The 12,298-nt window shown below is 65.4% G+C and carries 6 protein-coding genes; 3 read left to right on the forward strand and 3 right to left on the reverse strand.

Going from position 1 to position 12,298, the window contains the following annotated elements:
• Positions 1-668: 668 nt before the first annotated feature.
• From F7D09_RS11370 to F7D09_RS11105, 3 genes are all read right to left on the reverse strand, one after another.
• Positions 669-2,081, reverse strand: a complete 1,413-nt coding sequence (locus F7D09_RS11370; protein ID WP_226835946.1) for an FAD:protein FMN transferase — start codon at positions 2,079-2,081, stop codon at positions 669-671.
• A 334-nt stretch (positions 2,082-2,415) separates the two neighbouring features.
• On the reverse strand, positions 2,416-5,853 hold the full coding sequence (locus F7D09_RS04450) for an RCC1 domain-containing protein (RefSeq protein ID WP_152234214.1): 3,438 nt from the start codon (positions 5,851-5,853) through the stop codon (positions 2,416-2,418).
• Positions 5,850-6,965: a hypothetical protein gene (locus F7D09_RS11105; RefSeq protein ID WP_193312327.1), complete on the reverse strand. Its 1,116-nt coding sequence runs from the start codon at positions 6,963-6,965 to the stop codon at positions 5,850-5,852. Before F7D09_RS11105 ends, F7D09_RS04450 begins: the two co-directional genes overlap by 4 nt.
• 927 nt (positions 6,966-7,892) lie before the next feature.
• Here F7D09_RS11105 and F7D09_RS04460 point away from each other — a divergent pair.
• The 3 genes from F7D09_RS04460 (at position 7,893) to F7D09_RS04470 (ending at position 12,275) form a co-directional block, all read left to right on the forward strand.
• Positions 7,893-9,362: an MFS transporter gene (locus F7D09_RS04460; RefSeq protein ID WP_376862984.1), complete on the forward strand. Its 1,470-nt coding sequence runs from the start codon at positions 7,893-7,895 to the stop codon at positions 9,360-9,362.
• A 366-nt stretch (positions 9,363-9,728) separates the two neighbouring features.
• On the forward strand, positions 9,729-11,510 hold the full coding sequence (locus tag F7D09_RS04465) for an FTR1 family iron permease (RefSeq protein ID WP_376862982.1): 1,782 nt from the start codon (positions 9,729-9,731) through the stop codon (positions 11,508-11,510).
• Positions 11,511-11,582: 72 nt separating this feature from the next.
• A complete protein-coding gene (locus tag F7D09_RS04470; RefSeq protein WP_152234216.1) occupies positions 11,583-12,275 on the forward strand; it encodes an iron transporter in 693 nt (230 codons plus the stop codon).
• Positions 12,276-12,298 lie beyond the last annotated feature (23 nt).

A 12,298-nucleotide genomic window follows, 5' to 3' on the forward strand; every position in this document is an offset into this window, starting at 1 on the left:
GCTGTTGTTGTTACGGGACTCTTGGTGGGGTGGTTGTTCCGCCGTGGTTGTCGCCGGCGTGCCGAGTGGGTCGTTGCTGTTCTTGGCCCCCTTGGTGGAGGGCCGAGCCGTTAGGCAAACGCCAAAGGCGTTTGTAGGCGAGGAGTGAACGACAGTGAGCCGGCATTGAGCCTGCCGTAGGCAGCCCGTAATTGCAGGACGCTGTCGCGGCCGGAGGCCGTGACCGGGGGAGCGTCACCCGCTTCGCGGATTTAACGTCACGGCTGTCTGTCTCATGGCTCGCCCGCTGGCGGGTTGCTCCCGCTGGCGGGAGCTGGCTCGCGTAGCGAGACTGAGGGTGGTCTTGCGGGCGTGCCGGATGCCATGCGTCTGCGGCGGGGCAATCTGCGGCCATGAGCATGCGCCTTCTTCGAGATGTGGGTGTTTTGGTTCGGCTTCGGCGTCGATGCCGGTTTTGCAAAACGGCTCTATTCTGCGGTTTTCACCAATCGTCCCCTCGTCGTTGCCGCGTTTTCCGCCAAACAAAACACCCACATCTCCGCGTACGTTGCCAAGAACGTGCCGATGGGCCGGAAAATCAAGGCCGATATGTGCGAAATGGGCGGAATTGTCGCATTCTTCGCCTCTGCGTGCAGTACGCTCCTCTCAGGGCAGGGGAGTCCGCTCCATCACCGCATGAACAACCGCCCCGGGAATCCGGCGCTGACGGCGGCGCTGCGGTCGGCGTACAGTATCGCGCATTCGAAATCGAACCGCTTGGCCAGCGTGTCCGGCGCGGCGACGAAGCACGCGGTGGCGAGCCCATCGGCCAATGCGGTGGGGTAGAGCCCGCGTGATGCAGAGCGAACGGAGCCGGCCGGATTGCCGCGGGATGCATCCGATCCCGCATGATTGCCGAAACCGGAATCCCCAAGCGGCTTCGCGGTGTCAGCTATCCCCGCACCGGCCTGATGGTCCGTCGGCGCATGGTTGGCTGATCCCGGATGCGATGCTCTCCACGCGCCGGCGCTCGCAGGTTTTCCTCCGCGTGTGGCCGTCGCGTGTGGCGCGGTCACCCAGGTGGCGGCTACGTCGCGCACGGGCAGTCCGTCGACCGCGTTGAGCAGATGATGCAGCCGGAGTCCCGCGGCTTCGCCCCAATGACGGCGGCTGGGGGCGCTCGCGCAGAACGCGCCGCCGGCGACGCTCGCCACGCCCACTGCGTTTGCCGTATCGTCCGGATCCTCCATCGCGATGGTCAAGGGGGCTTGGTTTGAGGTTGGGCTGGAGTTCGCTGCGGCGTGAAGAGCATCGGGGTCGGGGTCGCCATGCCATCGACCGGCGCCGTCTCTCACGCCGTCGAATGATGTGGACGCGCCGTCACGCGCGCGAGACGGAGCCGTATCCGGAAGCGGCACGGCAAGGCCGCCAGCCTGGGATGCAGTGTCGATTACGCAACCGTCCACATCGCCGTCTGACATGTGGACCAGCAGGTCGCCTCCCGCGTCGATCACGTATGCCGGCGCGTCCGCCAGAAACCGCCACGCAAGCAAATCCACAAGATACCCTTTGCCGCACGCGCCGAAGTCCAATGACACCGGTCGCGTGGTGACGAGTGTCGTGCCGTCCGGGCCGCGGCGGCCCACATCGTCGCGCCATGTGGCCCGGCCGTGCACCGCGCCGAGGTTCCAGCCGGCGGCGGCGCTGCCGCCGGTCGTGGGGCCTTCCGCCGCGTGCGTCACCGCATCCGCGGAAAGCCGGAACGAGTACCGCGCATCATACCCGAGCCGGATCAGATCCTCGCCCACGCATGGGTCGATCGCGCCGTCGGTCGCCTCGGCCAGCGCATCATACAGATCGAACAGCGGCCCGGCCCAATCCGGAAAGTCAAACGTGCCGCCGTTCGACGAGCCGGCCATCGCGGCGACCAGCGAATCGCCGCGGAACCGCGACAGCGCGGCCTCATACTCCTCGATGAACGCGGTGATGGCGGCGCGGCGGTTGGAGTCGATGCCGGCCGCCGACTGCACGATCAGCCCGGTTCCCAGCGCGTGTGGGAATGCGGCGGTGTAGGGCAGTCGTTCATTCAGCGGTGCGTTCATACGTTCCAGCCTAACGCGTCGCCGGGTGTGCCGTGCGGTAGCGTGGGCGGCTTAACGGAAGGACGACGGCGACGAAGCCGACCGTGTGGCGGCGTCGAATGGGCGGCGATGCTGACCGTGCGGCGAAGCCGAACGGTGCCGGTATCGAGCGAACGGCGACAACCAGCAACGCCGCCGCCCATGGCGCGATCGGCGCTGTCCCGGACTCGCGCTGTCGTGGCTTCCCGTTCGGCAACCGGTCCTCTCCGGCTCCGTCGCTTTCCGCCGGCCACTTCGCGGTCAGGCCGGGAGTCGAAGTGGTGACCCTCCGGCCCGTCGCTTCCGCCGACCCCTGTCAGTTGAGGTCCACGTCCTGGATTGTCGTGCCGACATCCTTGATGGGCTTGTACGGGTAGAGCGATCCCTCTCGGGCGAAGTCGAGCCGCTGCACGGAACCGTCGGTGAGCACCACGTGGTGGTGTGCGAGCCGGGTGGCGCTGGTGATGCCGCCGACCTTCTTCGGCATGTTCCACGATGCGTCGTTGCCTTCGCCCGCGCCCCATGTCCAGACCGAGCCGTCGGTTTTGAGCACGTAGGTGAGGCGTCCGCCGTAGCTCATCTTCACGTCGCGCACGTCGTCCATGATCTTGACCGGCTTGTCGTGCCGGTTGCAGGTGCCGTCGCCGATGGCGCCCGAATAGTCGCTCGAGCCGGTTTCGTCGTTCGCCGCGCAGGCGCCGCCGTTCACGCCCCACCCCCACAGCGAGCCGTCCTCGCCGAGCGCGTACGCGGTGTCGGAGCCGTCCTGCACCATGTCGTCCTGCGTGTAGACCATGCGCATTCTCACCCACGCCGGCAGGCTGAACCGCGTGGCTTCGTACCGGTCGCCGTAGGAGGTGCCTTCGCCTTTCGGATAGTCGAGCTTCCACGCCGTGCCCTTCTTGTCGATGAACGCGTACCCGCCTTCGTAGGTGTTGAGCGTAGCCACGTCGTCCGGTGCGCCGTCCACGGTCTGCTCGGCCAGTCCGGCGGGGTTGCAGTCGCCGGTCGGGCATGTCGCCTGCACTAGGCTGCCGTCGTCTTTGAGCGCGATCACCGTGATGCCGCCCAGCGCCGAAATCGCCTTCACGTGGTTCAGCGCCTTGATGCGCACCGGCTCGATCATCACGTCGCTCATCGACGTGGAGTAGCGGTGGCCCCACGTCCATACGGTGCCGTCGCCCTGCAGTGCGTAGAAGGTGCCGCAGCCGTTGGAGGAGACCTGCCGGACGTCGTCCATGCCGATCACCTTCGCCGGCGACGCCATGGTGGGTTTGCCGTCCGAGCCGGGTACCTGCTCTCGTACGCCTGTGCCGAGCGAGCTTGAGCCGCATAGGGAGCCGGCGTACCCCCATGCCCACAGCTGTCCGGATGTGTCCACTGCGTATCGCGCGGCGTTGCTATCGCCGTAGATGGCCGCGATTTTCGGCAGTCCGTCGACGCGTTTGCCCGGTCCCGGCAGGCTTACGCCGTGGCTCGAATCATCCCACTGCTTGACGGTGCCGTCCTTCTGTAAGGCCATCGCATAGGTGGTGCCGTCGCCGTTGTATCCGAAGTCGGCAGCGTCGATCACGCCGCCTTGGTCGAACGGGTTCGTCACGTCGTCGTCCGTGCGCTTCGCATCCGTGCCCTTCTTGCCTGTGTCGGACCCGGTGCCCTCCGTACCGGCGTCGCGCACGTTGTACATCGGCGCCGACAGGTCCGTCGGGATCTTCTCGCGCAACGGACCGGCGGCATAGGAATCGTTATACAGGTTTTCGAAGCCCGACTGCAGGTCGATCGCCCCGTCGTACCCCGCCGACGCCCATGACTGCGTGGAGGTGAGCGCGAGCGCCAGCGTCTGCAGCTCGTGTGCACGCCGGGCCCACTGCTGCGGCAGGGCCAGCGCGCCGAACTGACACTTCATCTCCTCCTCGGTCAGCGGTTTCTTGGTGTAGGCGTTCGTCCGCTCGCTCTTGGGGCCGCTCTTGAGTGCCTTGAGGTATGCGGACTGCCGCAGGCCGTACACCAGATCGTAGAACCGCATCGTCGAGCGGATGGTGAGCAGCAGCGAGTTGCGCATCGAGCGGATGGACGCCAGGTCCGTGTCGCTTTGCCGGCCGAGCGCCTTGCCCATGTACGACTGCGTGTTGAGATACGACATCATGGCGATGGAGATGAGCCCGTATGCGGTCATGCCGTCGTCGGCTTCCTTCATGAATTCCGCGGTCACGGGGATAAGCGCCATCGCTCCCGAAATGGCGCTCCACCCGGCCTTGATCTGCTTGCCGTACGGGATCTGCTCGATGACGGTATCCGAGAGCAGCTTGGCGGCTTCCTTGGTCAGCACGTCGTTCACGCTGGTGAGCATCGGCTCCTTGGCGCGCTGCATCAGCGCCTTCGCCCGCTTCTTGTACCGTGTGGCGTTGCGCTGCGAGATCGCGTCCGAGAAGGTGTTTGAGTCGAACGACTGCAGCGACTGGAGCTGGTCGATGTAGCTGTTGCCCACCTGGCCGGCTGTTTTCATGGCGTTGAGGTAGGTGAACGCGCTGGACAGGATATCGCTGGCGGTGCTGGTGCGGTGCACGACCGCATCGGCTTTGGTCAGCCATGCGGCGGTGCTGTCTGGCATGTTCTTGGTCAGGGTCTGCCAGTCGGTCATGCCGCTCACCGGTTTGTAGTATTGCTGCGTGCCGCGGATGAGCGTGTAGAGGTCGCTGTACGGTTCCTGCTTGGTGAGCCAGGTGTTGAGGTTGAGCGTGTCCTTCGCCTCGAGGGCATTCTGGGCGCTGCCGGAGAGCTCCCACGCCGCCTTGAAGGTCTTGTTGAAGTTCTTGAAGAACTTCTGCGGGGTGTTCAGATAGTCCAGCGCCGAGATGGCTGCGTTCTTGTTTTCGTCGTTCTTGTTGTTGTCGTCGCTGCAGTTGTTGAAGCAGTTGTCTTCGTCGTCGCTGTCCGGCACCGACTTGAGCTCGTCGGTGAGCAGCGATTTCAGCGCGAGGTCGGCGATCTTGTCGCTGTACGTGTTGCCCGGCAGCGGCACCAGGACCGACGCGTCGAAGTGTTTGAGAAAGAACCCCAGGTTATAGTCGAACAGATAATCGGGGTCGTTCGGGTCGTCGGTGAACGAGCCGCCGGCCAGCAATGCCGCGGCGCTCGCCAGGTCGGAGCGGAGGCTGGTGAACTGTTCGAAGACGTTCCAGAACGTCGCCTTGGGTGCGTCGACGGTCAGGGTCCGATGGTCGGAGTCCACCGTCCAGCCGGCGTTGGCGAGGTAGAGGGTTTTCTCCAGCGGTACGACGACGCCGAGCGCGTTGGTCTCCAGCGGCGGCATGAAGAACACGTCGTCGATGACCGTCAGGACGTGCTGGTCGTCCTGTTGCAGGAACACTTGCGCGTAGCCGAGGCTGCGCATGATGGCGACCGCGTACCATCCGCGCCGGAAGATGATGGACTGCGCGGTGACGTCCACGTCCATGCCGGTCATGGCCGCGATGTCGGATGGTTTCGCGTAGACCTGCCCGTTGCTGATGGCCACGGTGATGCTGGTCCGGTCGTCGCCCGAGTCGAGCATGTTGGCCACGTGCATGGTGGCGATGGCCGGGCGCGGCGCGTCGGCTGCGGCCGCGGCCGGCTGTGCGACGGCGGTCGCAGCGATGAGCAGCACGGTCAGCAGCGTGCGGATGACGGCTGCGGTGCCGCGGATGACCGGGAGGCGGCGGCCGTCGGTGGTTCTGGTGCCGTACGGATGATGCTGACGGTGCGGCCGTATCATCGGTTCACCTCCGCGGTCGTGCCGGTGGTGGTCGCGGCCGCGCCGGTGCCGGGTGCGCCGCCGCCGTCCGACGTGTCGCTGCTGCCGTTGACGCTCTCGTTGAGCGTCTTCGTGCCTGCACTATCAAGCGTGTTGGCGATGCCGTAGACGAGGTAGCCGAGCAGTGCGTTGGACAGCTCCGATGTCATGTGCACCTTCCAGACGCCGTCCTGTTTGACGAGTCGGATGGTCACGTCGTAGTCCTTCTTCGGCGCGGATTTGGCGGTGACCGCCTTAGTGAATATGTCGATCGCCTGCTGTTCGGCTTCGGACGCGTCCTTGCCGGCGAGTTCGGCCTCTCCGGCTTCGCCCGTGGCCGCGGTGAATTCGGTCCAGACATCCTGTCGGGAAAGCGCGGTGATGTCCACGTTGGTGATGACCGCGTCGACGGTGCACGTGTCACCGGTGCACGCCAGGGTATCGTCGTGGATGGTGAAGCGCATGTGGGCGCGCAGGGCTTTGGTCATGTCGTCGTCGAGCTGCACGGTGGCGGCCCCGTTCGAGTCCAGCGTCTTGGCGAAGGCCTCCTCGTCGCCGTCCCGGTACGCGGTGAGGACCCGTGTGGCGGCGCTGAGCGGACCTTTCGCGGCGATGGCCCGATAGCCGAACCAGCCGCCCACGCCGGCGGCTATCAGCAGCACGACGACCATCACGATGGCGATGATGAGCCGTTTGCGGTTGCGGCGTTGTGCAGGGTGTGCCGTTGCTTTGGATGCGGTGTCGCCCTGCTGGTGCGGTTGCGGCTGTTGTGAATCGTCGGTGTCCTGTGCGGTGCGGGTTTTGTGCGTCTGGTCGGTGGCGGTGGGGGTAGCAGCGGTGGAGGTGGCAGTGGGGGCTGCGGTTGCGACGGTGGCAGTGCTGGGGGCTGCGTTGGTGGCGGTAGGCTGCGTGGGTTGCGACGCCGGCGTTGCGGCTGGATGCGAGATGATGGGATGTGATGTGGCTGAATGTGACGTGGCCGCGTTGGTGCCGATGGTGGCGTCGGTACTGATGGTGGCGTCGGTACTGATGGTGGCGTCGGGGTCCGTCGCGCTTGTCGGCGTGAACTGGGGTGCCGTTGGCGCTGATGGCACCGGTGGGATGGGATGAGGCACTGGTGCCATGGTCGTCGCTGCGATGATCCGTGGTGCCGCGGCGGTGGCTGGGACAGGAGGCGCATATGGTGTGGTGCCATGTGCTGCGGGAGGCGCGGCGACGTTGGCAATGGTGGCGTCGGGCACTGTTGTGGAGAGTACGGTGGCATCGGGTACCGATGCAGAAAGTACGGTGGCGTCGGACTCTGTTGTCTCTGTTGCGGAGAACGCCGTGGCGCCCGGCGCGTTGACGGGTGGGGTATTGCCCGGTGCTGGGATTGTGGGGAACGCGGGTTGCGGGGCCGATGGTGGCGTCGGCTGTGCATGCGGCGATGGAATCGGCGACCGGGGTGGCATGGGAACGGCCGGTGGTGTGATGCGTGAATCGTCCATGATGCTGCTCCTTCGCGTGTCTCATCATCTCACCATTCCATTGTACGGTTTTTTGTTCGGGTTGTGGGACGGGAAGACAGAAAAGCCCGGCCGATGCAGGGCCGGGCTTCAACAGAGAAAGGAGAAGAGAAGAAGGGGTTCAATTATAAGGTTCCGACGGTCCGGGTCGCTGTATTGATGTGGCTGGCGGCCGTTCGCGTCGTTGACATCCATATAACCGCCCGTTGCTTGGAGCCGCGATGCAGCCAGCTGAAAATCCCGTGACAATCCCCGAACAATTCGCCAAAACCGGCGCCTGCTGCGGTTCGCGAGGCCGGCGGCAGGGTCACTGAGCGCTCTTGCGTCACTCTGCTCGCCCGGTCACGGTGACGCGGGTGCGAAACTCCAGTGTTTGCAAGGGGTTTCGACGGTGCGTCACTGTGCTCGGGCGAGCAGAGTGACACGGGAACCGCCGCCGGTGATAGTCTTGACTATCAGATGGCCGACGCCAACGACGGTGCCGGCGCAAGTCCATACGCATGGTCAGGGAGGTTGATGATGACCGGCACACGCACCACCACATCGCAACAGTCCGCACAACGCCAGCGGTCCGCTCCGTCCGCGCCGTCAGCTCGGCCCGCGCCTCGAGCCGCCGCCCCCACCCCCGTCAAGGACCTCCCCACGCCCAAGATCTGGGCGTTCGCGGTCGGCCAGTTCGGCTGGGCGCTGCTGAGCGGCATCATCTCGAACTGGCTCGTGTACTTCTACCAGCCGGACGCCGAGACCATCGCGCAAGGCCAGACCGTGTTCGTCCCCCAAGGCCTCGCCATCCTCGGCGTCGTCACGGTCGTCGGCGGCATCACCGCGTTCGCAAGGTTCTTCGACGCGTTCGTCGACCCCGCCGTCGCCAGCCTGTCCGACCGCTGCAACGCGCGCGCCGGCCGCCGCATGCCGTTCCTCAAGTTCGCCGCCGCGCCGCTCGCCATCGTCACCGTGCTCGTCTTCTGGTCGCCGGTCGGCGCCGCCAGCTGGGTGAACGCGGCCGTGCTGTTCGTCACCGTGATCGGCTACTACATCGCGCTCACGTTCTACTGCACGCCGTACAACGCGCTCATCGCCGAGCTCGGCCACGACTCGAAGCAGCAGCTCGCCATCTCCACGGCCATCTCGTTCACGTGGGTGTTCGGCACGGCGATCGCGTACGTCGCGCCCGTGATCTGGGGCGGTTTCGTGCCTGCGTTCGGCCGTGTGAACGCGATCCGGCTCACGTTCACGATCATGGCAGCGGTCGCGTTCGTGTGCATGCTGGTGCCGCCGCTGACCATCCGCGAGCGCGAGTACGTGAATTCGAAGCCGACGTCCGAGTCGACAGTCGAGTCGCTCAGGCAGACGTTCTCGGACGGCGAGTTCCGCAAGTTCGTGTGCTCGGATGTGGTCTACTGGGTGGCGATCACCACGTTCCAGACCGGTCTGCCGTTCTTCGTGACCTCGCTGCTCAAGCTGCCGGAGACCACGACGACCGTGTATTTCGTGCTCATGACCGGCGTGTCGGTGCTGTTCTACCTGCCGGTGAACCTGCTGGCGAACCGGGTGGGTAAGAAGCGGCTGCTGCTGGTCGCGTTCGTGATCTTCACGTGTGCTTTTGCTTTTGCGGGCGCGCTCGGCTCGGCGGCGGTCGCGTTCCTGCCGCCGATGATGCAGGGCGTGCTGCTGTCGGTCGCCGGCGCGGTGCCGATGGCCGCGTTCGGCATCCTGCCGCAGGCGATCGTCGCGAACATCGCGGACGCGAGCTCGCGTGTCACCGGTCAGGACCGGCAGGGCATGTTCTATGCGGCGCGCACGTTCGCGATGAAGATGGGGCAGTCGGTGGCGATGCTGCTGTTCACCGGCGTGTCGACGATCGGCATGGCGTCCGGCGTCGGCTACCGCATCGCCGCCGTGTGCGCGGCCGTGCTGTGCGGCATCGGCGGCGTGGTGTTCGCGTTCTACGACGAGCGCAAGGTGCTCGCCGTACTGGAGCGGTGACGACTGCCGGTTGCCGCTTGCGTCGTGCCCCTGTCGTGTGCGGCCGCTGCCTGCGTCACTCTGCTCGCCCTTGCACAGTGACGCATCCCCGAAAGCCCTTGCAAACACTGGCATCCCCGCCCTGCGTCACTGTGCAAGGGCGAGCAGAGTGACGTGGTGGAGGTGCGGGTTGCGCGCGGCGGATGTCGGGCGTCGGGTTGCGGGCGGCGGGCGTACGGCTGCCGTTTCGCTATGTGAGACGCTTTTGTGATAAAAAACGCGCGTAAATACCGCAAAACAATGCAAAAGTCAAGACTGTTGTTCTGTGTTTTTTTCCTCTATATTGCTTGCACGGTTCACAAAATCGGCAGGAGAGAGGAAATCGGCATGCGTTGTCAGGCGCGTATGGCCGCCAACGGCCGCGGCGCACGCACCATCGTGCTGCGCGTCGTCGTCGCGATCGCGGCGCTGATGGCCATGATGGTCGCGACGTTCGGCCCGCAGGCGCTCGCCGCGGACGGCGGCGTCAGCTACAAGACGTGGAGCGCGGTCTCCGAGGCCATGGGCAAGCAGCTGAAGAAGGGCGTCAAGGAATACAAGGACGGCAACACGGCCGGCTCCACCTCCGAATTCATGTCCGCCTACAACACGATCTACGTGGCCTCCAACTTCACCGCCGTCGTCGCCGACACGCTCGGCTCGGACAAGCAGGCCAGCCAGCAGCAGGCGTTCCAGGACATCCAGAACCTCTCCTACGTATCCGGCAACGACGCGCAGCTCGACCAGAAGGTCGCCGCGCTCGCCGCCGACCTCGACGCCACCGCCAAGCAGCTCGACGCGAACACGAACCTCGCCGACCCCAAGACCTACGCCGACAACCTCGCCGCGCAGATCGCCAAGGAGCGCAAGGCGCTCGACGCCAAAAAGAAGAAGAACCCCGGCAAGGGCAACCGCTCCTGGACCGACGTGGCCAACGAGATGACCCCCATCCTCGACAAGGCGTACAAGGCGTACGCGGGCGGCGACGGCGCGAAGGGCGCCACGCTCGTCAACGACGCCTACTACCAGTACTACGAGAAGCTCGGCTTCGAGAAGAACGTGATGAACGCGATCAGCGGCAGCCGCGTCTCGCAGGTCGAATACCAGTTCAAGATGTGCCGCAAGTCGATGAACACCGGCGCCGGCCTCAAGAGCACCAAGAAGCTCGTCGACGACCTCAAGAACATGCTCGTCACCGACGCCGCCAAGCTTGACGGCGGCGTGGCCGACAAGGAGGGCGGCTTCACCAAGTTCATCACCAGCGCGGTCGGCCAGGCGTTCCTCATCCTCATCCGCGAGGGCCTTGAGGCGCTGCTCGTGGTCGCCGCCGTCATCGCCTACCTGGTGAAGTCCGGCAACAAGCGGTTCGCCAAGTGGATCTACGTGGGCGTGCTCGCCGGCCTCGCCGGTTCGGGCGTCGTCGCCGTGATCTTCACGCTCGCGTTCGGCGGCTCCGGCCCCCAGCAGGAGATCATGGAGGGCGTGTGCGCCCTGATCGCCATGGGCATGCTGCTGTGGACCAGCAACTGGATGCTCAACAAGAGCTCGGTCGAGGCGTGGAACCGCTACATCAGGAACAAGACCGAAGCGGCCGTCAAGTCCGTCTCCTCGCAGGTCGACGCCGGCGAGAAGGTGGCGTTCGGCACGGTCGTCTCGCTCGCCATGCTCAGCTTCCTCGCCGTGTTCCGCGAGGGTGCCGAGACCGTCATCTTCTACCAGTCGATCTACTCGATGAGCCAGGATTCGCAAGGCATGTGGACGGGCGGCATCGCGGCGGCAGTGGTGCTGGTGATCATCTTCCTGATCATTCGCTTCACGTCCGTGAAGATCCCGATCGGGCCGTTCTTCCTCGTCACGTCGATCCTCATGTCGGTGCTCGTGGTCGTCTTCGCCGGCGGCGGCGTGCACGCGCTGATCGAAGGCGACGCGGTGTCGGCCACGTACATCTCCACGCTGCCGACGAACGACTGGCTCGGCTTCTATCCGTATGTCGAGACGATCGTCGCCCAGGTGGTCGCCGCTGTCGCCGTGATCGCACTGTTCGTCGTCGGTTTCGCAAAGCAGCGCAAGGCGAAGGCGCGGCTCGAGTCCGCGGCCGCCGCCAAGCCGACCGCGCCCGCCGCGAACTGACCATCGCGCGGCAACGCGCCCCAAGATTTGCAACCTGTGAATTCCATTCACCAACCAACAAAGGAAGAGAAAATGATGAAGAACAAGAAGATCGCCGCCCTGCTCGGCGTCCTGCTCGCCGGCTCCATGGCCGTTTCGCTGGCCGCCTGCGGCAACACCTCCAACACTGCCGGCAGCAACAAGTCCTCGAACAGCTCCTCGCAGTCCAGCGACTCCAAGGACTCCGGCTCCAGCTCCACCGACACCGGCGCAGGCTTCGAGGAGGTTCCGGTCGGCCCGTCCGGCACCGCCGAAGAGCAGGATCAGGAGGCCGGCCCGCTGACCGTCGGCGCCGTCTACTTCCAGCCGATCGACATGGAGCCCGCCTCCATGGGCATCAAGGCCGCGGACGCCTCCTTCCACCTCGAGGCCGACATCCACGCCAACCAGAAGGGCACCGAGCTGGGCTACGGCAAGGGCGACTTCATCCCGGACCTGACCGTGAACTACACGATCATCGACAAGTCCACCGGCAAGGAGGTCGAGGGCGGCAAGGCCACCTCCGGCACTTTCATGCAGATGAACGCCTCCGACGGCCCGCACTACGGCGCCAACGTCAAGCTCGACAAGGCCGGCACCTACCAGCTGAAGCTGTCGATCGAGTCCCCGACCAAGAAGGGCTGGATGCTGCACGTCGACCCGGAGACCGGCGTCAAGGGCCGCTTCTGGACCGAGCCGATCGAGGTCACCTTCGACAACTGGGAGTACACGCCGCGTCAGTGGTGATTTCCGCAGGATATTACCACGAC

It is taken from the genome of Bifidobacterium leontopitheci (genome assembly GCF_009193355.1).
Lineage (GTDB): Bacteria > Actinomycetota > Actinomycetes > Actinomycetales > Bifidobacteriaceae > Bifidobacterium > Bifidobacterium leontopitheci.